Origin of the sequence: Comamonas flocculans (assembly GCF_007954405.1) — a bacterium.
Taxonomy (GTDB): Bacteria; Pseudomonadota; Gammaproteobacteria; order Burkholderiales; family Burkholderiaceae_C; genus Comamonas_C; species Comamonas_C flocculans.
The window spans coordinates 263,122-286,570 of record NZ_CP042344.1 but is presented as its reverse complement, the minus strand read 5'-3'; the positions used below and the strand labels follow the sequence as shown (position 1 = coordinate 286,570).

General features: G+C 68.5%; 27 protein-coding genes and 3 pseudogenes. 17 read left to right on the top strand and 13 right to left on the bottom strand.

What is annotated here, in order from left to right; translation table 11 throughout:
- Positions 1-23: 23 nt before the first annotated feature.
- Both dut and FOZ74_RS01390 read left to right on the top strand, forming a co-directional pair.
- Positions 24-470: a dUTP diphosphatase gene (gene dut, locus FOZ74_RS01395; protein ID WP_146911323.1), complete on the top strand. Its 447-nt coding sequence runs from the start codon at positions 24-26 to the stop codon at positions 468-470.
- Positions 471-514: 44 nt separating this feature from the next.
- Complete coding sequence (locus FOZ74_RS01390; protein WP_146911321.1) at positions 515-1,009, top strand: glycine zipper 2TM domain-containing protein; 495 nt, start codon at positions 515-517, stop codon at positions 1,007-1,009.
- A 12-nt stretch (positions 1,010-1,021) separates the two neighbouring features.
- Here FOZ74_RS01390 and FOZ74_RS01385 read toward each other — a convergent pair whose 3' ends face one another.
- Positions 1,022-1,519 carry an FKBP-type peptidyl-prolyl cis-trans isomerase gene (locus FOZ74_RS01385; protein WP_146911320.1) on the bottom strand — a complete coding sequence of 166 codons (498 nt, stop codon included), beginning with the start codon at positions 1,517-1,519 and terminating at the stop codon, positions 1,022-1,024.
- Positions 1,520-1,571: 52 nt separating this feature from the next.
- Between FOZ74_RS01385 and FOZ74_RS01380 the strand changes: the two genes are divergently transcribed.
- Both FOZ74_RS01380 and FOZ74_RS16010 read left to right on the top strand, forming a co-directional pair.
- Positions 1,572-2,075 (top strand): hypothetical protein, encoded by a 504-nt coding sequence (locus tag FOZ74_RS01380; protein WP_146911318.1) that lies wholly within the window; start codon positions 1,572-1,574, stop codon positions 2,073-2,075.
- Positions 2,076-2,234: 159 nt separating this feature from the next.
- Entirely contained in the window at positions 2,235-2,621 is a 387-nt protein-coding gene (locus FOZ74_RS16010) for a hypothetical protein (protein WP_186764630.1), read from the top strand.
- A 131-nt stretch (positions 2,622-2,752) separates the two neighbouring features.
- Here the strand turns inward: FOZ74_RS16010 and FOZ74_RS16205 are convergent.
- The 8 genes and pseudogenes from FOZ74_RS16205 to FOZ74_RS01330 form a co-directional block, all read right to left on the bottom strand.
- Positions 2,753-2,842, bottom strand: a pseudogene (locus tag FOZ74_RS16205) (DUF2274 domain-containing protein); the annotation flags it as partial.
- 38 nt (positions 2,843-2,880) lie between these two features.
- Positions 2,881-3,213 carry a helix-turn-helix domain-containing protein gene (locus tag FOZ74_RS01360; protein WP_146914029.1) on the bottom strand — a complete coding sequence of 111 codons (333 nt, stop codon included), beginning with the start codon at positions 3,211-3,213 and terminating at the stop codon, positions 2,881-2,883.
- A 138-nt stretch (positions 3,214-3,351) separates the two neighbouring features.
- Positions 3,352-3,513 (bottom strand): annotated as a pseudogene (locus tag FOZ74_RS01350) (IS3 family transposase); the annotation flags it as partial.
- Positions 3,514-3,630: 117 nt separating this feature from the next.
- Positions 3,631-4,725 (bottom strand): NlpB/DapX family lipoprotein, encoded by a 1,095-nt coding sequence (gene bamC, locus FOZ74_RS01345; RefSeq protein WP_146911313.1) that lies wholly within the window; start codon positions 4,723-4,725, stop codon positions 3,631-3,633.
- 30 nt (positions 4,726-4,755) lie between these two features.
- Positions 4,756-5,655, bottom strand: a complete 900-nt coding sequence (gene dapA / locus FOZ74_RS01340) for a 4-hydroxy-tetrahydrodipicolinate synthase (protein ID WP_146911311.1) — start codon at positions 5,653-5,655, stop codon at positions 4,756-4,758.
- A 39-nt stretch (positions 5,656-5,694) separates the two neighbouring features.
- Positions 5,695-6,237 (bottom strand): class I SAM-dependent methyltransferase, encoded by a 543-nt coding sequence (locus FOZ74_RS01335; protein WP_186764629.1) that lies wholly within the window; start codon positions 6,235-6,237, stop codon positions 5,695-5,697.
- A 1-nt stretch (position 6,238) separates the two neighbouring features.
- Positions 6,239-6,361 carry a hypothetical protein gene (locus tag FOZ74_RS16200; RefSeq protein WP_255437722.1) on the bottom strand — a complete coding sequence of 41 codons (123 nt, stop codon included), beginning with the start codon at positions 6,359-6,361 and terminating at the stop codon, positions 6,239-6,241.
- Positions 6,358-7,575 carry an MFS transporter gene (locus tag FOZ74_RS01330; RefSeq protein ID WP_146911310.1) on the bottom strand — a complete coding sequence of 406 codons (1,218 nt, stop codon included), beginning with the start codon at positions 7,573-7,575 and terminating at the stop codon, positions 6,358-6,360. The genes FOZ74_RS16200 and FOZ74_RS01330 overlap by 4 nt, the downstream gene beginning before the upstream one ends.
- An 88-nt stretch (positions 7,576-7,663) precedes the next feature.
- Between FOZ74_RS01330 and FOZ74_RS01325 the strand changes: the two genes are divergently transcribed.
- The 10 genes and pseudogenes from FOZ74_RS01325 to plsY all read left to right on the top strand — a co-directional run bounded on the left by FOZ74_RS01325 (position 7,664) and on the right by plsY (position 16,404).
- Positions 7,664-9,634: a DNA topoisomerase IV subunit B gene (locus FOZ74_RS01325; RefSeq protein WP_146911308.1), complete on the top strand. Its 1,971-nt coding sequence runs from the start codon at positions 7,664-7,666 to the stop codon at positions 9,632-9,634.
- A gap of 49 nt (positions 9,635-9,683) precedes the next feature.
- Positions 9,684-9,929 carry a type II toxin-antitoxin system CcdA family antitoxin gene (locus tag FOZ74_RS01320; protein WP_146911307.1) on the top strand — a complete coding sequence of 82 codons (246 nt, stop codon included), beginning with the start codon at positions 9,684-9,686 and terminating at the stop codon, positions 9,927-9,929.
- 19 nt (positions 9,930-9,948) lie between these two features.
- Positions 9,949-10,278: a CcdB family protein gene (locus FOZ74_RS01315; RefSeq protein ID WP_146911305.1), complete on the top strand. Its 330-nt coding sequence runs from the start codon at positions 9,949-9,951 to the stop codon at positions 10,276-10,278.
- Positions 10,279-10,349: 71 nt separating this feature from the next.
- Positions 10,350-10,514, top strand: a pseudogene (locus FOZ74_RS01310) (type II toxin-antitoxin system RelE/ParE family toxin); the annotation flags it as partial.
- Between the two features lie 12 nt (positions 10,515-10,526).
- A complete protein-coding gene (locus FOZ74_RS01305; RefSeq protein ID WP_146911302.1) occupies positions 10,527-10,829 on the top strand; it encodes a HigA family addiction module antitoxin in 303 nt (100 codons plus the stop codon).
- Positions 10,830-11,042: 213 nt separating this feature from the next.
- Positions 11,043-13,427, top strand: a complete 2,385-nt coding sequence (gene parC, locus FOZ74_RS01295) for a DNA topoisomerase IV subunit A (RefSeq protein ID WP_146911300.1) — start codon at positions 11,043-11,045, stop codon at positions 13,425-13,427.
- 17 nt (positions 13,428-13,444) lie between these two features.
- Entirely contained in the window at positions 13,445-13,612 is a 168-nt protein-coding gene (locus FOZ74_RS01290) for a hypothetical protein (RefSeq protein WP_255437721.1), read from the top strand.
- Positions 13,613-13,697: 85 nt separating this feature from the next.
- Positions 13,698-14,204 (top strand): aminoacyl-tRNA deacylase, encoded by a 507-nt coding sequence (locus FOZ74_RS01285; RefSeq protein WP_146911297.1) that lies wholly within the window; start codon positions 13,698-13,700, stop codon positions 14,202-14,204.
- 262 nt (positions 14,205-14,466) lie between these two features.
- Complete coding sequence (locus FOZ74_RS01280; protein ID WP_146911296.1) at positions 14,467-15,672, top strand: GGDEF domain-containing protein; 1,206 nt, start codon at positions 14,467-14,469, stop codon at positions 15,670-15,672.
- A gap of 99 nt (positions 15,673-15,771) precedes the next feature.
- Entirely contained in the window at positions 15,772-16,404 is a 633-nt protein-coding gene (gene plsY / locus FOZ74_RS01275; RefSeq protein ID WP_146911295.1) for a glycerol-3-phosphate 1-O-acyltransferase PlsY, read from the top strand.
- Between the two features lie 10 nt (positions 16,405-16,414).
- On the opposite strand, the gene FOZ74_RS01270 is transcribed toward plsY, so the two are convergent.
- The 3 genes from FOZ74_RS01270 to FOZ74_RS01260 are packed head-to-tail and all read right to left on the bottom strand — an operon-like array spanning position 16,415 to position 18,556.
- On the bottom strand, positions 16,415-17,419 hold the full coding sequence (locus tag FOZ74_RS01270) for an HD-GYP domain-containing protein (protein WP_146911293.1): 1,005 nt from the start codon (positions 17,417-17,419) through the stop codon (positions 16,415-16,417).
- Between the two features lie 13 nt (positions 17,420-17,432).
- A complete protein-coding gene (locus FOZ74_RS01265; protein WP_146911292.1) occupies positions 17,433-18,062 on the bottom strand; it encodes a retropepsin-like aspartic protease family protein in 630 nt (209 codons plus the stop codon).
- 8 nt (positions 18,063-18,070) lie between these two features.
- A complete protein-coding gene (locus FOZ74_RS01260; protein WP_146911290.1) occupies positions 18,071-18,556 on the bottom strand; it encodes a YajQ family cyclic di-GMP-binding protein in 486 nt (161 codons plus the stop codon).
- Positions 18,557-18,621: 65 nt separating this feature from the next.
- On the opposite strand from FOZ74_RS01260, the gene murB reads away from it, so the two are divergent.
- From murB to queC, 3 genes are all read left to right on the top strand, one after another.
- Positions 18,622-19,704: a UDP-N-acetylmuramate dehydrogenase gene (gene murB, locus FOZ74_RS01255; RefSeq protein ID WP_146911289.1), complete on the top strand. Its 1,083-nt coding sequence runs from the start codon at positions 18,622-18,624 to the stop codon at positions 19,702-19,704.
- A gap of 134 nt (positions 19,705-19,838) precedes the next feature.
- The gene (locus tag FOZ74_RS01250) at positions 19,839-20,516 is read left to right on the top strand and encodes a 7-cyano-7-deazaguanine/7-aminomethyl-7-deazaguanine transporter (RefSeq protein WP_146911288.1); all 678 of its coding nucleotides are present in this window, start codon (positions 19,839-19,841) and stop codon (positions 20,514-20,516) included.
- The gene (gene queC, locus FOZ74_RS01245; RefSeq protein ID WP_146911286.1) at positions 20,513-21,223 is read left to right on the top strand and encodes a 7-cyano-7-deazaguanine synthase QueC; all 711 of its coding nucleotides are present in this window, start codon (positions 20,513-20,515) and stop codon (positions 21,221-21,223) included. Before FOZ74_RS01250 ends, queC begins: the two co-directional genes overlap by 4 nt.
- Before the next feature lie 84 nt (positions 21,224-21,307).
- Here queC and FOZ74_RS01240 read toward each other — a convergent pair whose 3' ends face one another.
- A complete protein-coding gene (locus FOZ74_RS01240) occupies positions 21,308-23,419 on the bottom strand; it encodes a TonB-dependent copper receptor (protein WP_146911285.1) in 2,112 nt (703 codons plus the stop codon).
- Positions 23,420-23,449 lie beyond the last annotated feature (30 nt).

Genomic DNA, 23,449 nt, shown 5'->3' with positions numbered 1-23,449 from the left:
CGCAGGAAGGTGAAGAGGGGCCGATGCTGGTCGATCTGAAGATTCTCGATGAGCGCCTGCGCAGCCAGATGCCGGGCTACGCCACGGCGGGCAGCGCGGGGCTGGACTTGCGCGCCTGCCTGGAGCAGCCGCTGGAGCTGGTGCCCGGACAGTGGGAGCTGGTGCCCACGGGCATGGCCATCCATTTGAAGGACCCGGGCTTTGCGGCACTGATCTTGCCCCGCTCCGGACTGGGCCACAAGCACGGCATCGTGCTGGGCAATCTGGTGGGCCTGATCGACAGCGATTACCAGGGCGAGCTGATGGTCAGCTGCTGGAACCGCTCGGCGACGGCCTTCACCATGCAGCCCATGGAGCGGCTTGCGCAACTGGTGATCGTGCCGGTGGTGCAGGCGCAGTTTCGCGAGGTTGAGGAATTTGTGGCCTCCGACCGGGGTCGCAGTGGTTACGGCTCCACCGGTCGGCAATAGGTCGGCCCCGCCCAGGGTGCCAATTTGCAAGAAAGGATTCAAAGATGAAACAGGTTTTTCGACACGGCGCGACGGTGCTGGCTGTGCTGGCGGCGGGTGTGCTGGCCGGCTGCGCCGGCAACCAGCCCAGGGAATACGGCAATGCGCCGCACTATCGCGGCCAGGCCGCCCAGGTGCAGCACTACCAGTCCGACCCCCGTGGCACGCGCTATGGCACGGTGCTCGGCATCGAGTCCGAGCGTGTCGACCGCGGCACCAGCGGCGCGGGCGCCGTGGCCGGCGGTGTGGTGGGCGGGGTGCTTGGCAACCAAGTCGGTGGCGGCTCGGGCCGCGCGTTGGCGACGATAGCCGGCGTGATCGGCGGCGCGGTGGCCGGCAACGCGATCGAGGGGCAGGCCAACCGCGGCAGCAGCGGGCGCTACTACGTGACGGTGCGCTTTGACGACGGCAGCCAGCAGGTGTTCGAGGTGCCCGGCGTGGGTGACCTGCGCCGCGGCGACCGCGTGCGCTACTACCAGGGGCAGATCTCGCGCCTGTGAGCGCGCCGGTGCTCAGTCTTGCAGCTTGAAGAAGCCGGTGCCGGCACTGCGCCGCTCGGTTTCTTCGGCGCTGGCTGCGCGCACCGCGTGCACCTTGAGCCGGATGCGCAGCGCCATGCCGGCCAGCGGATGGTTGCCGTCGAGCACCACGTGCTCGGGGTAGATCTGGGCGACGGTGTACAGGTGCTCTGCAGGCAGCCGCGTGGCGAGGTCGGCGGGCAGGCTGGCCGCCTCGATCAGCATGCCTTCTTCGATCCCGGGCGCGAAGGCTGCGCGCGGCTCCAGAAAGAGCAGCTTCTCGTCGTAGTCGCCGAAGGCTTCCTCGGGCTCCAGGTGCAGCGCCAGTTCTGCGCCGGGTCCGTGGCCCTGCAGGGCCTGCTCGATGCGTGCGAGCAGGTCGTCGCCGCCGACGAGGAATTCGGCAGGCTCGTGCAGCACGTCCAGCTCTTCGCCCAGCGTGTCCTGCAAGACCCAGGTGAGGGCGACCACGCAGTGTTCATTGATGTCCATGGCGCAGAATTGTCGCAGCAGCGAGGGCGCCGCGCACCCGAGGAGGCCGAACATGGAGCAGATTCCCGCCGACAGCCTGGCCACCGGCCGCTTTGATGGGCGCGAGGCTTTCCGCCAGTTGGTGCGCGACGCCCTGCATCAGGCCGCTGCCGAAGGCTGGCCCGAGCTGCTGCTGTGCGATGCCGACTTTGCCGACTGGCCTCTGGGCGAGCGCGCCGTGGTGGAGAGCCTGCAGGCCTGGGCCGGCGGCCGGCGGCGCCTGGTGCTGCTGGCGGGCCACTACGACGCGGTGCTGCGGCTGCACCCGCGCTTCGTGCAGTGGCGCGTGCGCTGGGAGCACCTGGTCACGGCGCGCAAGGCCAGGGCGGCGCAGGCACAGGATTTGCCCAGTTTGTGCTGGACCAGGGCCTGGGCCATGCACCGCATCGACCCGGTGCGCAGCCAGGGTGTGGCCACGCGTGAGCCCGAGCGCCTCGTCCTGCTGCGCGAGCAGCTCGATGAATGGCTGCTCAATCGCTCCACGCCGGGCTTTGCGTCCTCGGTCCTGGGTTTGTAACTTTGATTTGCATTCGGGTAAATATGGATTGACGTGGCTCACTACAATGGGTTCGTCTTGTGCTATGGCCGTTTTGGCAGCGCATGAAACCCGCCCCGCGGCAGCAGGAAATGCCGCGGGCGGGGCAAGCAATTACCTGCCTCTTTTGGGAGATCGATCATGAAATATTCCGTCGTATTGGCTTCGCTCGTGGCTGCTGGCGCGCTGGTCGCCTGTGGGGACAAACAGGAACCCGCCCCCGCACCGGCTCCGGCTGCGCCCGCCGTGGCACCGGCCCCGTCCAGCTCCGACGCCGCGGTGGATGCGGCCAAGGACGCGGCCAGGGACGCGGCGGATGCGGCTGCCCAGGCCGCTTCGGCGGCCGGTGACGCGGCCAAGGCTGCCGGCCATGCGGCGGTAGAGAAGAGCAAGGTTGCCGCGCACGCCACCGCCGACGCGGCACGCGACGCCGCCGACGCCACCAGGGAAGCGGCGAGCGATGCTGCCCGGGCGGCCAAGGAAGCGGCCGACAAGGCCGCGACCTCGGCGACCGGCAACGGCAACTGAGCCGGCCTTCACGGCGGGCAAGATCGCATGGTCGTCATGGCCCCCGACTTGTCGCAATCCACCTCTCAAAGCGAAGGCGCAGCCCGTGGGCTGCGCTTTCGTCGTGGGTGACAGCGGATGCGTCCCCATCGTCAGGGCTGTTTCGGTGGCGCGGCCCTGGGTGCCGCTCCTTTCCTGAATCCTCGGTCGCCGGCGATGAACGCCTCCAGCATGTGCGGGAGGCTACCGATGCCTGCTTCCAGCGCATTGCCCACTTGTGTCAGCCAACCGCCAGTCGAACCGTCTTGCCGACCCGACTGAGCATTTCCACCAGCGTGTCGATGGTGAACTTCGCCGTCTTCTTGTTCACCACATCGGACACGCGTGGACGCGAAACCATCAGGATTTCCGCAGCCTCGGCCTGCTTCAGGTGATGCTGCGCGATCCACTCGGCCAGCTCCGACATCAGTTGTTCCTTGAGCAACCGCGTGTCGTTGATCTGCTGGCGCGACGCCTCCTGTAGCCGTCTGGCTTCGTCAGCCGGGAAACCCAACTCCAGGAACAGGTTCGCGCCCGGCTTCGTGACATGGCGGATTTCGGTGTCGATCTTCATGGCTTGGCCTTTCTCGCGTTGACCACGGCGCGGTAGCGCGCCGTGGCAATGTCCTTGTCCCGTTGGCTGGTCGCCCGGGTCTTCTTCTGGAAGCAGTGCAGGACGTAGACAGCTTCCTCGAACTTGGCGACGTACATCATGCTTGCGCAGCCACGCCAGGACCGTGGAGCGACCCTGGATGCCGTACTTGTCCTGGGCGGCCTGCTTGTATGTCAGCTCGCCTTTTTCTACCTGCTCGACTACTGACAGCTTAAAAGCCAGCGTGTAGTCCCGCTGCGTGCGCTTGCGCCTTGATTCCATGAGACTTTCCTTTCCAGGTGGGGAAAGGTGTCAACCTCTGGCAGGACGGGTCATGGTGAAATGAAAAAGCCCCGGCCTGTGCAGGCCGGGGCTTTTGTCTCTGGGGGCGCTGACGCGCTACTTCATGTCTTCGACCAGGATGCGCAGCATGCGCTCGACGTTGGCCTGGCTTTCGGCGCTGCCGTCCGCGCCGAGGACGGAGACCGTGCTGTGCCGGGCGTTGCTGCGCACCACGATGCGGTATTTTTCCGGCGCCGCGGCGCTGGCCGACGCGCCGAACAGCCGGCTGAAGAAGCCCGGCTCCTTCTTTTCGGTCGGCGGCACGTAGCGCACGAAGTAGGTGCCCTGGCTGCGGTCGCGGTCTTCCACGGTGAAGCCGGTGCGGTCCAGCGACAGGCCGACGTGGCGCCAGGCGCGGTCGAAGTCTTCATCGAGCTCGATCACCTGCGTGCCGTTGGCCTGCGCCAGGCGCGCGGCGGCGGGTGCGGCCACGGCGGGCGCGGCGGCGGCCTCGGCCCTGGCCTGCTCTTCGGAGACGCCGAGCTTGACCATCAGGCGGCGCAGGAATTCGGTCTCCAGCTCGGGGTCGGCCGGGCGCGGCTGCCAGATGGTGTTGTCCTTCTGGGTATTGGTGTAGACCTCGGCCATGCCCTTGTGGGTGATGTAGATGTCGGTGCCGCCGTCGGCGCGGCGCTCCAGCCGGGTGCGGAACTTGTCGCGCTCGCCGGTGGAGTAGAGCGAATCGAACAGCTTGCCTATGGTGCGGCGGATCACGTCCTGCGGGATCTTGGCGCGGTTTTCCGCCCAGTCGGTTTCCATGATGCCCAGTTGCGGCTGGTCGATCGAGAGCACGAAGCCGTGCTCCAGCCAGAAGTCGCGCACCGGATCCCAGAGCTGGTTGGGCGAGCGCGCCACCACCAGCCAGCGTTCGTTGCCGTCGCGCTCGATGCGCACGTCGCCTATGTCCTTGGGCGCGGCGTTGACGCCGGCCTGCGCCTGCTGCGCGCGCCCGGCCTCGTAGGCGGCGGCGGAGGCGGCCTTGCCCGGCACGACGTAGCGGGTGTCGGTGGACAGTTGCGTGAGGTCGGGCGGCACCTCCAGGGTGGAACCGGTGGTGGCGCTCTTGTAGTCGATCTTGTCGCTCTCGAGGACGGAGCAGGCCGAGAGCGCGACGGCGAGGCCCAGCAGGCTCAGGCGTAGGGTCGTGTTCACGCGGAGGTCTTTCGTGTTGCGGTGGGTGGGTTACTTGAGCAGCCCGCTGGCGCGCAGGGCGCCCAGCACGGCGGCTTCGTTCTGGCTGGCCAGCGGCGTCATCGGCAGGCGCATGGCGCTGGCGCACAGGCCCATGCGCGCCATCGCCCACTTGACGGGAATGGGGTTGGCCTCGATGAACAGCTGCTTGTGCAGCGGCATGAGCTGGCGCTGGATCTGCATGGCGCTGCGCGCATCGCCGGCGATGGCGGCCACGCACAGCTCGTGCATCAGGCGCGGCGCGACGTTGGCGGTGACGCTGATGTTGCCCTGGCCGCCGCAGAGCATCAGCGCCACGGCGGTGGGGTCGTCGCCCGAGTACACGGCAAAGCCCTCGGGCACGTCGCGGATCAGCCACTGCGCGCGCGCGATGTCGCCGGTGGCTTCCTTGATGCCGACGATGCCGGGGATCTGCGCCAGGCGCAGCACGGTGTCGTGCTGCAGGTCCGCCATCGAGCGGCCGGGCACGTTGTACAGCACCATGGGCAGGTCGCCCGTGGCTTCGGCGATGGCCTTGAAGTGCTGGTACTGGCCCTCTTGCGTGGGCTTGTTGTAGTAGGGCACCACCTGCAGCTGGCTGTGCGCGCCGACCTTCTTGGCAAAGCGCGCCAGCTCGATCGCCTCCCGCGTGGAATTGGCGCCGCAGCCGGCCAGCACCGGCACGCGCCCGGCGGACTGCTGCACCGTCACGCGGATGATCTCGCAGTGCTCCTCGACGTTGACGGTGGGCGATTCCCCGGTGGTGCCGACCACGCTCAGGCAGTCGCTGCCTTCCTGGATGTGCCAGTCGATCAGCTTGCGCAGGGTGGGGTAGTCGACGCTGCCGTCCTCGTGCATGGGGGTGACGAGGGCGACCGTGCTGCCGGTGAAGAGGTAACTGCGGGAGGTCATATCCGTGCGTGAAAACCGCAAAAGGGCATTCTATGGCAGTCAGAGTGGCAGGCGCCGTGGCGCGCGGGGCGCCTCAAGCGGCGCGCGTACCGCCGCGATGCGCTGCACGAAGCGCTCGGGCTCGGTCAGAAAGCCGTCCTCATAGGCCACCACGCGCAGCCCGGCGCAGGCGCCGAGCAGCTCGCCGGGCTGCAGCAGAAAGTCCGCCCGCCCGGGCTTGCCCACGGTTTCGTTGCCCGCGGCGAAGGTTTCGTACAGCAACACGCCGCCGGGTGCGACGCTGGCGACGATCTTCGGCAACAGCGCACGCCACAGGTAGTTGGTGACGACGACCGCGTCGAAGGTGCGCCCCGTCAGCGGCCAGGGGCCGTTTTCGATGTCGGCGCAGATTGCCTCACCCAGCTCGGATATGGAATCAATAGCTGCTTGCGCAATATCCACGCCGGTGACGAAGTGATTTCTTTCATGAAACCAGCGCAGATGCCGGCCCGTGCCGCAGGCCACGTCCAGCACCGTGCCGCCGGGGCGCACGAGGTGCGACCAGCGCCGTATCCAGTCCGACGGTGGCAGAGGTGCATGCATCTCAGAAGCAGGCCCAGACCTGCTCGGCGAGCAGCACCATGAATTCGGGCTGCAGATACAGCAGCGCCCCGGCCAGCAGCGCCAGTACCAGCGCGAGCCAGAGCAAAACGCGGGCGGTGCTCATGCGGACTGCGTCAGGGGGCGGTGCATCGGGGTTTCCTTCACCGGCAGGTTCAGCAGCGTGGCCATCACGCTCAGGGCGATCGCGATCATCCACACCATGTCGTAGTTGCCGCTGCGGTCGTACAGATAGCCGCCCAGCCACACGCCCATGAAGCTGCCCAGCTGGTGGCTGAAGAAGGAAAAGCCGCTGAGCATGGAAAAGTGCTGCAGGCCGAAGATCTGCGCCACCGCCGCATTGGTCGGCGGCACGGTGGACAGCCACAGCAGGCCCATCGCCGCCGCAAAGACGTAGACCGACAGGGGCGAGACCGGCGCCAGCAGAAAGAGCGCGATGACCAGCGCGCGCGTGGCGTAGATGAAGGCCAGGATCCAGCGTTTTTGAAAGCGCTGCCCGAGCAGGCCGGCGCTGTAGGAGCCGACGATGTTGAGCAGCCCGACGATGGCCAGCGCGAACGCGCTGACCTGCGGGCTCAATCCCTTGTCCGACAGGTAGCCGGGCAGGTGCACCGCGATGAAGGTGACCTGGAAGCCGCAGACGAAGTAGCCCGCGGTCAGCAGCAGATAGGGCGGGTGGCGCAGCGCCTCGGCCAGCGCGTGGCGCACCGTCTGGGTGCGCAAGGTGGCGTGGCGTGCGTGAAAGTCCGGCTCGCGCAGGCCGAAGGCCAGCGGCGCCATCAGCAGCGCCAGCGCCACGATGGCAAGCAGCGCCGGCTGCCAGCCCATGCGCAGGATCATCTGCCCTTCGACGGGCATCAACAGGAACTGGCCGAAGGAGCCCGCCGCCGCCGCCACGCCCATGGCCCAGGAGCGGCGCTCGGGCGCGATCTGCCGCCCGATCACGCCGTAGATGATGGAGTAGGTGGTGCCCGCCTGCGCCGCGCCGATCAGCACGCCGGTGGTGAGCGCGAACAAGAAGGGCGTGGGCGAGAGCGCCATGCCCAGCAGGCCCGCCGCGTACAAGAGTGTGCCGCCCAGCAGCACGCGAAACGCGCCGTAGCGATCGGCCAGCATGCCGCCGAAGATGCCGAGCACGCCCCATGAAAGATTCTGGATGGCGATCGCCAGCGCGAAAGTCTCGCGCGTCCAGCCCATCTGCTGCGTGATCGGCAGCATCCACAGGCCGAAGCCGTGGCGTATGCCCAGCGAGAGGGTGACGATGATGCCGCCGCACAGCAGCACCTGCGTGGCGGGAAGGGTGCGCGGCGTTTTTTGCATCACGGCAAATGTAGCGAAATTGCGCTGGGCCCGTGGGCAGCAGGGCGCATGAAAACTGGTTTTATATCCAGTCATACAATCCGCCGCCATGGCGAAATCACCCACCCCCGAATACTCCGAAAGCACGATCCGCGTTCTCAAGGGCCTGGAGCCGGTCAAGCAGCGCCCGGGCATGTACACCCGCACCGACAACCCGCTGCACGTCATCCAGGAAGTGATAGACAACGCCGCCGACGAGGCGCTGGCGGGCTACGGCAAGAAGATCCGCGTGACGCTGCATGCCGATGGCTCGGTCGGCGTGGAAGACGACGGCCGCGGCATCCCCCACGGCCTGCACCCCGAGGAAAAGGCGCCGGTGCTGGAGCTGGTCTTCACGCGGCTGCACGCGGGCGGCAAGTTCGACAAGGGCAAGGGCGGCGCCTACAGCTTCTCGGGTGGGTTGCATGGCGTGGGCGTGTCGGTGACCAATGCGCTGGGCAGGCGCATGGAGGTGCAGAGCCTGCGTGACGGCGTGGTGGCCAGCATGGTGTTCGAGGGCGGCGAGGTGGTGCAAAAGCTCAAGGTCCGGGCGCAGGCGGAGGGCGAGCGCAAGCACGGCACCACGGTGCGCGTCTGGCCCGACGCCAAGTACTTCGAGTCGGCACAGTTGCCGATGGCGGAGCTTGCCCACCTGCTGCGCAGCAAGGCGGTGCTGTTGCCGGGCGTGAAGGTGGAGCTGATCGACGAGAAAAAGAAGGACACGCAGAGCTGGCAGTACAAGGGTGGCCTGCGCGACTACCTGGAGCAGAGCCTGCCAGCCGACCCGGTGGTGCCGCTGTTCGAGGGCGAGGGCTATGCGGCGGCGGACGACGACCACTTTGCCGAGGGCGAGGGGGCGCAATGGGTGCTGGCCTTCACCGAAGAGGGCCACCCGGTGCGCGAGAGCTATGTCAACCTGATTTCCACGACGGCGGGCGGCACGCACGACAGCGGCCTGCGCGACGGGCTGTTCCAGGCGGTGAAAGGTTTCATCGAGCTGCATGCGCTGCTGCCCAAAGGCGTCAAGCTCATGCCCGAGGACGTGTTTGCACGCGCCAGCTATGTACTCTCGGCCAAGGTGCTTGATCCGCAGTTCCAGGGCCAGATCAAGGAGCGGCTGAATTCACGCGATGCGGTGCGGCTGGTGAGCGGCTTCGTCAAACCCGCGCTGGAGCTTTGGCTGAACGCCAACGTCGAGTGGGGCAAGAAGCTGGCCGAGCTTGCCATCAAGGCCGCGCAGACGCGCCAGCGCGCCGGGCAGAAGGTGGAAAAGAGGAAGAGCAGCGGCGTGGCCGTGCTGCCCGGCAAGCTCACCGACTGCGAGAGCCGCGACCTTGCCTTGAATGAGGTGTTCCTGGTCGAGGGCGACTCGGCTGGCGGCAGCGCCAAGATGGGGCGCGACAAGGAAACGCAAGCCATCCTGCCGCTGCGCGGCAAGGTGCTCAACACCTGGGAGGTGGAGCGCGACCGCCTGTTTGCCAATACCGAAATCCATGACATCTCGGTCGCCATCGGCGTCGATCCGCACGGGCCGGAAGACGAAGTCGATTTGAGCGGCCTGCGCTACGGCAAGATCTGCATCCTGTCAGATGCCGATGTGGATGGCGCGCACATCCAGGTGCTGCTGCTGACGCTGTTTTTCCGGCACTTTCCGAAGTTGCTGGAGGCCGGCCATGTTTACGTGGCACGCCCGCCGCTGTATCGCATCGATGCCCCCGCGCGCGGCAAGAAGCCTGCCGCCAAACTCTACGCGCTGGACGATGCGGAGCTCGCCGCGATCACCGAGAAACTGCGCAAGGACGGCGTGCCCGAAGGCAAATGGAGCGTGAGCCGCTTCAAGGGCCTGGGCGAGATGAATGCCGAGCAGTTGTGGGACACCACGCTCAACCCCGACACCCGGCGCCTGCTGCCGATTCAGCTGGGTGCGATGGGCCTGCAGCCCACGCAGGATTTGATGACCCGGCTGATGGGCAAGGGCGAGGCGGCGGCGCGGCGCGAGCTGATGGAGCTGCATGGGGATGCGGTGGAGGTGGATGTGTGACACCTTGCTTGTCATCATGCGCATAGAATGCGCATAAAGGAGCCAAACCATGACCGCCCTGGAATCTGCCGCCAAAAAACCCGTCAATCTGTCCCTCAATGAGGCGCTGGTGCGCGAGTCACGCGCCTATTGCGGCAACCTGTCCGCCAAGGTTGAGGAAATGCTGCAAGCTTATGTGGACGCGCAGCGACAGGTGCGCAGCCAGCATCGGCAGCAGGCGCAAGCGGCAGTGGTCGACTGGAATGCGCTGCATGATGCAGCCGGCTCGTTTGCGGATGCGCATTCCATCTTGTAAGTCCTTTGCACACTCTGTCATGCCGCAGTTTGACGTTCACCTCAACCCCGGCCCACAGCGCGATACCGTACCCATGGTGGTGCTGGTGCAGTCGGCGCTGTTCGACGGCTACCGCCGCCGCGTCGTCGTGCCGCTGGTGCGCCGCTCGGCCCTACCGGCTGGCGGCCGCGTGGTCGGAACGCGCATGAACCCCGTCTTTGAAATCGGTGGGCAGACCGTGGTGCTGCACCCGCTGGACATGGTGTCTGTCGCCATGGATCAGCTCGGGCCGGTGGTGGGAAACCTGGCAGAGCAGGGGCAGGTGATCAGCGACGCGCTGGATGAGCTGTTGACGCGCAGCTGGGGTTAGTGATTCGCTATGCGGATGGGTGAAATTTGAATGTTTTTGGACTCTGGCGTGGGACTCCACGTTCAACCCAGGCAACCGTGCTGGACGACTTGCGCATCCCGCCCGGCAACCGCCTGGAGGTATTGCAAGGCGACCGCAAAGGCCAGCACAGCATCCGCATCAACGATCAATGGCGCGTGTGCTTTGTCTGGCAGGGCGGGCACGCCACGCAAGTGCAAATCGTTGACTACCACTGAAAGGAATACGCCATGACCGCAAAAGTCCCATGGCCGCACCCTGGCGAAATCCTGCTGCATGAATTCCTGGAGCCCATGGGTCTGACCCAGTACCGGCTGGCCAAGGAAATTGGCGTGCCGCAGCGGCGCATCGGCGAAATCGTCGCGGGCACGCGCTCCGTCACTGTCGATACGGGCTTGCGCCTGTCCCGCTTCTTTGGCACGTCCGACGAGTTCTGGGCCGGGCTGCAGCTTGATTACGACGCGGCGGTAGCCAAGGAAAAAATGGCCGATGTACTGGGGCAGATCAGGCGGTTTGAGCACCAGCCCGCTTGAGCAAAATTGCCTCGTGCGCAGCAAGACCATCAAGCTAACGCCCGAGGAGGCCGTACGCCAGCTTTACCTGCGCGCGCTGCAAAGCGACCTGGGTTAGCCCCCCCATCCCGACCTTCCCCAGACGGGGGAAGGGGTGCGAAACCCATTGAAAATCAAGATGAATTGGCCTTTTGCGCCCAGTCATAAAGCGCAAACAGCTATTGTTTTTGAATCATGTCTGACCAACCCGTTTTCGATTTCGAAGTCCCCGAAGCGGACGATTCCCTCGCCAGCTACGCCCAGCGCGCCTACCTGGAATACGCGCTTTCCGTGGTCAAGGGCCGCGCGCTGCCCGACGTGGCCGATGGGCAAAAGCCGGTGCAGCGGCGCATCCTGTACGCGATGGAGCGCATGGGGCTCGGTTATGGCGGCGCGGGCGGCAACGTGCCGGCGCGGCCGGTCAAGAGCGCGCGCGTGGTGGGCGACGTGCTGGGGCGCTTTCACCCGCATGGCGACTCGGCCGCGTACGACGCGCTGGTGCGCATGGCGCAGGATTTTTCGCAGCGTTACCCGCTGATCGACGGCCAGGGCAACTTCGGTAGCCGCGATGGCGACGGCGCAGCGGCGATGCGTTATACCGAAGCGCGCCTGGCCAAGATCACGCGGCTGTTGCTGTCCGAAATCGACCAGGGCACGGTGGATTTCGTGCCCAACTACGACGGCAGCACCGAAGAGCCCAGGCAGTTGCCCGCGCGCCTGCCGTTTGCGCTGCTCAATGGCGCGAGCGGCATTGCGGTGGGCCTGGCGACCGAAATCCCCAGCCACAACCTGCGCGAGGTGGCCGATGCCTGCGTGGCGCTGGTGAAGAACCCCAGGCTGGACGACGACGCGCTGTTTGCGCTGCTGCCGGGGCCGGACTATCCGGGCGGCGGGCAGATCATCAGCAGCGAAGCCGACATCCGCGCGGCGTACGAGAGCGGGCGCGGCAGCCTGAAGGTGCGCGCACGCTGGCAGATCGAGGACCTGGCGCGCGGGCAGTGGCAGATGGTGGTGACCGAGCTGCCGCCGGGCACGTCCACGCAGAAGGTGCTCGAAGAGATCGAGGAGCTCACCAACCCCAAGCTCAAGAGCGGCAAGAAGGCCTTGACGCAGGAGCAGAACCAGCTCAAGAGCACCATCCTTGCGGTGCTCGACGGCGTGCGCGACGAGTCGAGCAAGGATGCGCCGGTGCGCCTGGTGTTCGAGCCCAAGAGCCGCACCATCGGCCAGGACGAACTGGCCAACACGCTGCTGGTGCACACCAGCCTGGAGACGTCGAGCCCGATCAACCTCACCGGCATAGGGCTCGATGGCCGGCCGGTGCAGAAGTCGCTGCGGCAGATGCTCACCGAATGGGTGGCCTTTCGCCAGCAGACGATCACGCGGCGCAGCGAACACCGCCTGGCCAAGGTGCTGGAGCGCATCCACATCCTCGAAGGGCGCCAGCTCGTGCTGCTCAACATCGACGAGGTGATTGCCCTCATCCGCACGGCCGACGAGCCCAAGGCGGCGCTGGTGGCGCGCTTTCATCTCACCGAGCGCCAGGCCGACGACATCCTGGACATCCGCCTGCGCCAGCTCGCGCGGCTGGAGGCGATCAGGATCGAGCAGGAACTGGCCGAGCTGCGCAAGGAGCAGGGCCAGCTGGAGGACGTGCTGGCCATCCCGGCCACCTTGCGCCGGCTGATGGTGAAAGAGATCGAGGCCGACGCCGGGGAGTTTGCCGACGCGCGCCGCACCCTGATCCAGGCGGAAAAAAAGGCCGTGGCCGAGGTCCGGGTGGTCGATGAGCCGGTGACCGTGGTCGTCAGCGAAAAGGGCTGGGTGCGCGCGCGCCAGGGCCATGGGCACGATGCGGCAGGCTTTGCCTTCAAGGCGGGCGACGCGCTCTATGGCACCTTCGAATGCCGCACGGTCGATCACCTGCTGGCGTTCGGCAGCAATGGGCGGGTGTACAGCGTGGCCGTGGCGCTGCTTCCGGGCGGGCGCGGCGATGGCCAGCCGATCACCACGCTGATCGAGCTGGAAGCCGGCACCGAGGCGCTGCACTACTTCGCCGGGCCGGCGCAGGCGCTGCTGCTGCTCAGCGGCACGGGCGGCTACGGCTTCGTGGCGCGCGCCGCGGACATGCTCTCGCGCCAGCGCGCGGGCAAGGCCTTCGTCACGCTGGGCGAGGGCGAGCGCATCTGCCGGCCCTCGCTGGTGCTGCTGGGTGCAGAGCCAAAAACGCCTGCAGCGCAGGAGGGGCAAGCGCAGCCAGCTATCGGCACGATAGCGGCAAGCCATGTGGTCTGCGTCTCCACCGGCGGACGCATCCTGAGCTTCGCGATGGATGAGCTGCGCCAGATGGACAAGGGCGGGCGTGGTCTGATGCTGATGGCGCTGGAAACGGGCGACAGCCTGGCCGGTGCGGCGGCCTATCTGCGCAGCGTGCGCATTGCGGGCGTGGGGCGCGGCGGCAAGGCGCGCGAGGAGCAGCTGGAGATCCGCAGCCTGAACAATGCCCTGGCGGCCCGCGCGCGCAAGGGCAAGGCGGGCAACTTCGGCTTCAAGCCGCACGACGTCGTGAGGGTGGTGTGATGCCGGGGAATCTGTCCGTGCCGGAACTTCTGCTGCTGGTCCTGCTGGGCCTGATCAGCGCGGTGCTGGGGCGCTGGGCCGGCGCGCGCTGGCGTGCGCGTCGCCACGAACGGGCGCAGGCGGCCGCGCGCGCCCGGGAAAGCCGCCAGGTGCGCCGTGCGCGCGAGCGGCGTGAACGCGACTGACGGCCTGCAAAAATTCAAGTAAAAAGCGGCTCAAACGCTTGCTGGGCAAGCGCTGACAGCTATCAAACCAGAGAAACCACCCGCCATGGCCAGGAAGGACAAAGCCAGCCACGTCAGCGAAACCCCGGCCACCCAGTGGCTGCGCGCCCATGGCGTGGCCTTCGAGGAGTTCAGCTACGAGTACGTGGAGCACGGCGGCACGCACGAATCGGCGCGCCAGCTCGGGCTCGATGAGCATGCGGTGGTCAAGACCCTGGTGATGCAGGACCAGGACGCGCGCCCGCTCATCGTGCTGATGCACGGCGACTGCAAGGTCTCCACCAAGAACCTGGCACGCCAGATCGGCGCCAAGAGCGTGCAGCCCTGCAAGCCCGAGGTGGCGCAGCGCCACAGCGGCTACCTGGTGGGCGGCACCTCGCCCTTTGGCACGCGCAAGGCCATGCCGGTCTATATCGAGCAGAGCATCCTGGAGCTGGCGCGCATCGCCATCAACGGCGGGCGGCGCGGCTACCTGGTGCAGATCGCGCCGCAGGTGTGCGTGCAGCTGCTGGGCGCGCAGCCGGTGCACTGCGCGCTGGCCGAAGAGGCCTAGGAGCCTGCCGCTCCTGGAAATCGTTGGCTGCAAATCGGCCGCAGCGGCCCATTGTTGCCGTCTTCTTGCCCAATCACTCAGCTGTTGGGCTGCACATTCGGCAAAAACGGGTCTGGCCGGTGCCAAGTTTCGCTTTCGACGCTCCAAGTCCGCCAGGCCCCTGGCATCCCGCCATCCTGGTCCGGGGCGCGCGCCTTCGCCCGGGCTGCCTTAGGATCGGCAGCCTGCCGGCGCGCCGGTCGCCCCGTTTCTGGATTCACCCATGGTTGCAACCCTCATCGTCGCGATGCTGTGCGTGCATTTGCTGTGCTTCGCGCTGATGTTCTGGCTGATCAGCCGGCGCCTGCAGGGCGGCAGGATGGGCGTGGACGCGCTGGCCCTGGGCAATGCGCTGCTGGGCCTGGCCTACGTGCTGCAACTGGCGGCCGGCCCGGCGGGCTGGAGCGCGGCCAGCGTGGCCAGCCACACGCTGACGCTGTGCGTGCCGCTGGTCTACTGGGTGGGCGGCATGCGCTTCTTCGGCCACCCCGGGCCGCTGCTGCGGCCGCTGCTGGCCTGGGCGCTGGTGGCCACCGCGGCGCAGGTGCTGGTGCAGTGGGGGCTGGGTTCGGTGGCGCGCTACGCGATGCTGTCCTTCACCATGGCGCTGATCTTCCTGGCCATGGCCGTGGCGGCGGTGCGGCTGCTTGGCGGCCCGGCCAGGGACTTGCGCGTGGAGATGGCGCTGGTGGCGCTGCTGGCGGGTATGCTGGGTGTGCTCAATGTCGTCAAGGGCGTGCGGGTGCTGGACGGCGGGCTGGCGGCGCTGGACATGGGGCAGCGCTTTCAGGTGGCCTTCTACATCTACATGTCCTTCCTGGCCACGGTGCTGGCGCCCTTGATGATCTGGCTGGTGCTGCGCCGCCTGACCGATGCGCTGCGCGCCAGCGCCGAGCGCGACCCGCTGACCGGGCTGCTCAACCGCCGCGGTCTGCTCGCCGCGCTGCACGGGCACTGGAAGGCGCGCGACGCGGCCCCGCTGCGCCTGTTGCTGCTGGACATCGACCACTTCAAGCACATCAACGACAGCCACGGCCACAAGGTGGGCGACACCGTGCTGTGCCGGGTGGCCGAGGTGCTCGCGCGCTCGCTGCGCACCGGCGACCTGGCCAGCCGCATCGGCGGGGAGGAATTCGTCGTCGTCTGCCCGGGCGGCGATAGAGCGGGCGTGCGGGCTGCGGCCGAGCGCCTGCGCAGCGCCATCGAGCGGGTGCAGATCGCGCTGGAGCACGGGCACGGGCCGCTGGGCTGCACCGTGACCATCGGCATCTCGCCGCTGCTGCACGGCCCGCAGGCCTTCGACGCCGCGCTGCAGCAGGCCGACGCGGCGCTGTACCGCGGCAAGGCGGGCGGGCGCAACCGCGTGGAGTGGGGCGACGCCGCGCCCGGCGTGCGCGTGCCGGCGCCGGAGCTGGCGGCGGCGGGCTGAGGCCGCGCCGGCCGGTGCCGGTGGCAGAATGCGGCGTTCGTTCGGGCGGCGCGCCAGGCCGCGCCGCAGCCCTGCACCCCTTTCGTCGAGAGAGCTTTCGTGCCCACCCTCTACAGCGCCCTGGCGGTCGTCGCCGCCTACCTGCTCGGTTCCCTGTCGTTCGCCGTCATCGTCAGCCGCCTGATGGGCCTGGCCGACCCGCGCAGCTACGGCAGCAAGAACCCGGGGGCGACCAACGTGCTGCGCTCGGGCTCGCGCGCGGCGGCCGTCGTCACGCTGGTGCTCGACGCCGCGAAGGGCTGGCTGCCCGTGGCGCTGGTGCGCCTGTACGGGCCGGCCTGGGGCCTGGGTGAGGGCACGCTGGCGCTGGTGGCGCTGGCGGCGTTTGCCGGGCACCTGTGGCCGGTGTTCTTCGGCTTCAAGGGCGGCAAGGGCGTGGCCACGGCGCTGGGCGTGCTGCTGGGCGTGAGCGGCTGGCTGGCCCTGGCCACGCTGGCCACCTGGCTCATCATCGTGGCCTTCTTTCGCTGGGTGTCGCTGGCTTCGCTGGTGGCGGCGGCGTTCGCGCCGTTTTTCTACCTGCTGGTGGGCGGTGTGGCCTGGGAGGTACACCCCGGCGTCGGCCTGGCGATTGCGCTGATGGCGGCGCTGCTGGCCTGGCGCCATGCGCCCAACATCCGGCGCCTGATCCAGGGCAAGGAGCCGCGGCTGGGCGAGAAGAAGAAGGCCTGAAGGCGCGGGTTCAAACCAGCGGCGGCATGCCCGACTCGCGCACCGGCAGCTCGTTGGTCATGCGCGCGGCGTACAGGCCCAGGCGCACCATCATGTGGTGGTTGATGTCGGTAGTGACGGCCGAGCGCGCCAGCGCCGCCGCCACCTGGGGCTGGCCGCGCGCGGTGTGGTAGAGCACCGGGGCGTCCAGCGCCTCGCCGTCGGCGCTGGCGACGCTGGCCACCAGCGGCTGGCTGGCCTGCTCGCTGCGGCGCAGCACCACCGCGGTGTCGCCGTTGTCCAGGCGCACGAAGGTGCCGGGCGGGCACAGGCCGACGGTGCGCATCAGCGCGGCAATCACTTCGTCGTTGTGCTGCGTGCCCTGGGCGACGATCTCGCGCACCGAGTCGCTGGCGGTGCGTTCGGTGCGTGACTTGCGCGGCGAGATCATGGCCGCGTAGCGGTCTATCGTCGAGAGGATGCAGGCCAGGCGCGTTTCCGCCGGCAGGTCGGCCAGCGTGTCGTAGGGCTGCATGGGGCTGTGGTGCGCGGCCACCACGTCCAGCCACAGGTCGTCGCGGATGTCGAGCTCTTCGAGCAGCGCCACGCTCTGCCCGGGGTGCTCGGCGATGGCCAGCTTCTGCGGCGCGCTCAGGGGTGTGCCCTGCAGCGCCAGCTCGTTTTGCAGCGCCGTCATGCTCAGGTTCATGGTGATGGCCGCGCGCACCAGGCTGTCGCGCTCGGGGCGGGGCAGCTGCAGCTCCTGCGCCAGGATCTGGCACAGCGTGGCGCAGACCAGCGCGTGTGCCGCGCTGTAGCCCACGGTGGAGGTGCTGGCGAGCTGGAACATCAGGTACAGCGCGGCGTCGATGTCGTGGCCGGTGATGTCCTGCAGCCACTGGTCGCACAGGCGCACCTTGCCAGTGAAGTCCAGCACCAGGCGCGGGTGCAGCAGCAGGGCGGAGAGCGCGGCCTCCAGGTCCTGCCACTGTGCCAGCAGGTCCTCGTAGTCGTCGTCGGCGGCTTGCACGGACATGGCGGCTTGGCTCTCAGCGCTGCAGCAGCGTCAGTTCGCTGCCCTTGCGCGCCATCTCGTAGGGCTTGAGGAAGCTGTTGCCCAGCAGCACGTAGGGCATGGGCTGCTGCACCACGATGGCCACCACGCCGCTTTGCTGCAGCGGCCCGATGCGCACCGAGTCGAGCCGCACGCGCCAGCCCGTGGCGGTGCCGTTGGCGGTGTGCATGCGCACCGGCTCGCCGGCCTGCACCCGGATGCCCAGGCGCTCGGCCTCGGCGCGGCCCAGGGCCACCGTGGTGGCACCGGTGTCCACCATGAAGCGCACCGGGCGGCCGTTGATGCTGCCCTCGTCGGTGAAGTGCCCGCCCGCGTCGGCCTGCAGCACCAGGCGCCGGCCCGGGGCGCTGCGCTCGCCTATGCTGACGGGCGCCTGGCCCAGGCGCAGCTGCCGGCGCTGGCCGCCGGCTTCGATCAGCACCTCGTCGCGCCCCACCGAGAGCACGCGCGCGCCGGCAAAGCTCTCGCCCGCGGCGACCGCGCGCGGCGCGCCGCTGCCGGCCACCAGCAGCGCCTTGGCCCCCAGGATGCCGGCCAGCTGCAGCTCCTGCGCGCACAGCGGGGCGCACAGCAGCGCGGCCATCAGCGCCAGGGCGGGTTTCATGCGGTGCTTCAGTCGCGCAGGTTGTCAAACGACAGCGGCAGCTCGGCCATTTCCTTGCGCAGCAGCGCCATCGCGGCCTGCAGGTCGTCGCGCTTGGCGCCGGTGATGCGCACCTTGCCGTCCTGGATGGCGGCCTGCAGCTTGAGCTTGCTGTCCTTGATGAGCTTCTGGATCTTCTTGCCCTGCTCGGCGTTGATGCCGTTCTTCACGTCGATGGCCTGGCGCAGCGTGTCGCCGCCGGCCTTCTGGGGCTTTTGCACGTCCAGAAAGCGCACGTCCACGCCGCGCTTGGCGAGCTTGGCGCGCAGGATGTCCTGCAGCTGCTGCAGCTGGAATTCGGCGTCGCCGGTGAGCGTGATCTGCTTGTCCTTGAGCTCGATCGCGGCCGCCGTGCCCTTGAAGTCGAAGCGCGTGCCCACCTCCTTGACGGCGTTGTCCACGGCGTTTCGCACCTCGACGAAATCGGCTTCACAAACGGTATCGAACGATGGCATCGGCTTGCCCTCCTGCGGCTGCGTGGCGCCCCGGCGGCGGATGCGCGGGTGCGACAATCTCCGGGATGTTAGTCCAGAAGAATGCCCCGCTGCAGCAGGCCAACAGCTTCGGCATCGCCGCACGCGCCCTGACGCTGGTGCGCGTCGCGAGCGAGGACGACGTGCGCGCGGCCATCGCGCGCTTCGATCTGGCCCGGGCGCCGTTTTTCGTGCTCGGCGGGGGCAGCAACATCGTGCTCACCGGCGACGTCAAGCCGCTGGTGCTGAAGATGGAGATCGCCGGGCTGCGCCTGGTCGATGAAACGCCGCGCGCCTGGATCATCGAGGCCGGCGCGGGCGAGGTCTGGCACCGGCTCGTCGCCTGGAGCCTGGCCCAGGGCTGGCCTGGGCTGGAAAACCTGGCGCTGATTCCCGGCACCGTGGGCGCGGCGCCGGTGCAGAACATCGGCGCCTACGGGGTGGAGCTGCAGGACCGCTTTCATTCGCTCACCGCCATCGATGGCCTCACGGGCGAGGGCTTCGAGCTCGACGCCGCGCAGTGCGCCTTCGGCTACCGCGACTCGGTCTTCAAGCACGCCGCGCCGGTGGCCCCCGAGGGCGCCGCCTGGCGGCGCGGCATGGGTCTGGCCGGGCGCGCCATCATCACGCGCGTGCGCCTGGCGCTGCCCAAGGCCTGGCGGCCCGTGATCGACTATCTGGACCTGCAAAAGAAGTGCGAGGAAACGGGTGTGCCCCAGCCCGATGCGCAGCAGATTTTTGACTGGGTCTGCGCGATCCGCGGCGCCAAGCTGCCCGACCCGGCGGTGCTGGGCAACGCGGGCAGCTTCTTCAAGAACCCCACCGTCACGCCCGAGCAGTGCCGCGACATCATCGCGCGCGAGCCGCGCATCGTGCACTACCCCATGCCCGACGGCAGCATCAAGCTGGCCGCGGGCTGGCTGATCGACGCCTGCGGCTGGCGCGGCAAGAGCGTCGGGCGCGCGGGCGTGTACGAGAAGCAGGCGCTGGTGCTGGTCAACCGCGGCAACCGGGCCGACCCCGAGGCCAGCGTCACCGGCGGCGAGGTGATGACGCTGGCGCGCGCGATACAGACCAGCGTGTACGAGCGCTTCGGCATCCGCCTGCAGCCCGAGCCCGTGGTGGTGTGAATTCCTGCTTTGATAGCTGCCCGCGCCCGCCGGCATTGGGCTGTGGCCTGGAAACACCTTGAATTCCTGCCTTGCGGCGGCGGCTACAATCGCACGCTCCCGGGTTCCCTCGCCCCCATCCAAAAAGGACCACCATGACTTCCCGCCAGGCCGCCGCGCCGCTGTCGGCGCGCGCGCCGCTGTACCTTCCCATCCTCGTCGCGCTGCACATCGCGATCGTCATCGCCAGCAACTACCTGGTGCAGCTGCCCGTCGATCTGCTGGGCTTTCACAGCACCTGGGGGGCCTTCAGCTTCCCCTTCATCTTCCTGGCGACCGACCTGACGGTGCGCCTGATCGGCAAGGCCAGCGCGCGGCGCGTGATCGGGCGCGCCATGCTGCCGGCGCTGGTGGCGTCCTACATCGTCGGCGTGCTGTTTCATGACGGCGGCTTCAACGGCTGGGCGGCGCTCGCGGAGTTCAACACCTTCGTCTTCCGCATCGCCTTCGCCAGCTTTGCCGCCTACGTGCTCGGGCAGTTGCTGGACATCCAGGTGTTCGACCGCATCCGCCAGAAGAGCGCCGTCTGGTGGCTGGCCCCGGCCGCGTCGGCGGTGGTCGGGCAGTGGTTCGACACCGCGGCCTTCTTTTCCCTCGCCTTCTGGCACAGCAGCGACGCCTTCATGGCGGCCAACTGGGTGGAAATCGCCTGGGTGGACTACGCCATCAAGCTCAGCGTGAGCCTGGCGGTCTTCGTGCCGGCCTATGGCGTCGCGCTGGCAGCCATCATGCGCTGGCTGCGGCCCGAGCCGCCCATGGCCGTGGCGCCATGACGCCCGACCCGCGCCGCGCGCTGGTGCTGTTTTCGGGCGGGCAGGATTCGGCCACGTGCCTGGCGTGGGCGCTGTCGCGGTATGCCGAGGTTCAGACCATCGGCTTTGACTACGGCCAGCGCCACCAGGTGGAGCTGGCGTGCCGCGAGCGCCTGCGCAAGGGCCTGCGCACCATGCGCTGGGGCGGCGTGCTGGGTGAGGACCATGTGCTGCACGTGGGCGTGCTCAAGGAACTGGGCGCCAGTGCCATGACCGATGACGTGGCGATCGCGCTGCAGCAGGATGGTTTGCCCAACACCTTCGTGCCGGGGCGCAACCTGCTGTTCTTCACGCTCGCGGCGGCGCTGGCGTACCGGCGTGGCCTCACCGTCCTGGTGGGCGGCATGAGCGAGACCGATTACTCGGGCTACCCCGATTGCCGCGACAACACGCTCAAGGCGCTGCAGGTGGCGCTCTCCCTGGGCGTGGAGCGCCCGCTGGTGATCGAAACCCCGCTGATGTGGCGCGACAAGGCCGCCACCTGGGCGCTGGCGCACGCGCTGGGCGGCGGCGCGCTGGTGGAGCTGATCCGGCGCGAATCGCACACCTGCTACCTGGGCGAGCGCGGCGTGCCGCACGACTGGGGCCATGGCTGCGGCCAGTGCCCGGCGTGCGAGCTGCGGGCGCGCGGATGGCGCGCCTGGGCACAAGAAAACGCCAGCGTGTGAGATGGCGTTTTTGATAGCTGCTCGCGCTTGACTGGCAAGCGCTGGAGCCACTTTTTATGCTTACTTTTGTGCCGTGTCGCGCGGTCAGAACTTCACGTCCGCCCGCAGCCAGAACGTGCGCCCCGGCTCGTTGATGCGCACGCCGCCGGGGTAGCCGAAGCCCGCGTTGCCCGCCAGGTTCAGGTGCTCGGCATAGGTCTTGTCGAAGACGTTGTCGATGCCGAAGGACAGCTTCAGGCGCTGGTTCACGCGGTAGTCCGCGTGCAGCGAGAACACGCCGAAGCCGGCGCTGGGCCCCAGGTCGCGCCCCACGACGTTGCCCTGGCCCAGCGCGTAGCGGCGCTGCGCGGCCACCAGGCGCCACAGCACGCCGGCGCTCCAGGGGCCTTGCGCGTAGTCCAGGCCCAGCCGGGCTTCGAGCGGCGGCATCTGCGGCAGCGGGCGCTGGTCGGTGGTGTTGCGGCCCCAGCTGTAGGCCAGCGTGCCCTGCAGCGTCCAGGCGGCGCTCAGGCGCCGGCTGCCGCCAAGCTCGAAACCGGCGGTTTGCGCGTTCACGTTGCGCACGCTCGAACCCATGCCGGGGTAGTCGAACAGGATGTAGTCCTGCACCCGCCCGACGTAGGCCGAGCTCCAGAGTTGCCAGTCCTGGCCCTTCCAGTTCACCCCCGCGTCGACCTGCGTGGTCTTCTCAGGCTGGAGCGTGGCGAAGGCGTTGCCGCTGGCCGCGGCGCTGTTGCCGGGGGAGATCAGTTCCCAATAATCAGGAAAGCGCTGCACGTGGCCCAGGCCCACGTAGGCCGTGGTGCCCGGCTGCAGGGTGCGCTCCCAGCGCACGAAGCCGCTGGGCAGGGCCTGGCGCTCGCGGTGGTTGCCGTCCGCCGAGGCGGGCATGCCCATGCCGCCCATGCCTGAACCGCCCATGCCACCCATGCCCGCATTGCCGGCGGGATAGCGCCAGGCCTGGGAATGGTCCAGGCGCAGGCCGCTCACCCAGCGTGTGTCGGGCCGGGCCTGCCAGGTGGCTTCGGCGAACACGCCCAGGTTGTCGAATTTTGCGTCGCCCTTCCAGGGCTGATCGGCGTAGGGCATCGTGGGCGTGCCGCTGCGTGCGTCGTGCGGGCTGCGCGAAAAATCCAGCCCCGTGACCAGCGACAGGGCATCGGCCGGCTGCAGGGTGGCCGCCAGGCGCCCCCCGGTGGTGGTGCGCCTGACGTTGCTGGCCATGCCGCCGGCCATCATGCCGGTGGTGGGCGGCGTGCGCAGCGTGAAGTTGTCCATCACGTGGTCGGCCCGGTTGCGGTAGAGCTGCGCCTCCAGCCTGGTGAGCCAGGGCGTGAGGTGCTCTTTTTTGAGGCGCAGGCCCAGGCTGTCGCGGCGGAACTGGGTGCCGTCCATGCCGCGGCCGCCGTAGCGCGCCTGGCCGTCGCCCGTGCCCGCGCTCAGCTCCATCAGCGCGTGGGCATCGGGCGTCAGGCCCACGGCCACGTCGGTGTTCCATTTGTCCCAGGCCGAAGGCACGCGCCGGCCCTGGCCGTCCTCGTAGTCCTGGCTGTGCGAGTGGTTGGCCGTGGCGCGCAGGTACATGCGTTCGCTGCCCGCTGCCAGATCAGCCGTCTGGTCGTTGCGCCCCGCGCTGGCGCCCAGCAGGCTGGCGCTGAAGTGCACGCCGCCCTCGCTGAAATCGGGCCGCTCGCGGTCGAAGCGCACCAGGCCGGCCGAATTCCCCGGCCCCCAGGTGACGGTCTGCGGCCCCTTGACCAGGGTGAGGGTGTCGAAGGTCTCGGGCGAAATGTAGGAGCTGGGCGCGTCCATGCGCCCAGGGCAGGCGCCCAGCATCAGCGTGCCGTTGGTCAGCAGCGGCAGGCGCGAGCCGAACTGGCCGCGAAACACCGGGTCGCCGTTGGAGCCGCCGCTGCGGATCGCCGAGAAGCCCGGGATGGTCTTGAGGTAGTCGGCCGCGTCGCTGGCTGGCACCGGCTGGCGCGGCTGCTTGGGGTCGGCCACGACGTGGGCCGGGGAATCGTCGTGCACGGCGGTGACGACCACCTCGGGCAGCGTGTGTGCGGTCGATGGAGGATCTTCGGCCGCCATGGCAGGGCCGGTCAGCAGCAGCGCGCAGGCCAGCGCGCACGGGGTGAGGGCGGGGGGCGAAGCGGAACAGGTGCGCGCGCCCGCGAAAAAAAAGGTCGAGGTCATGAAAAGCATCCACGCCCGAACGCCAGCCAC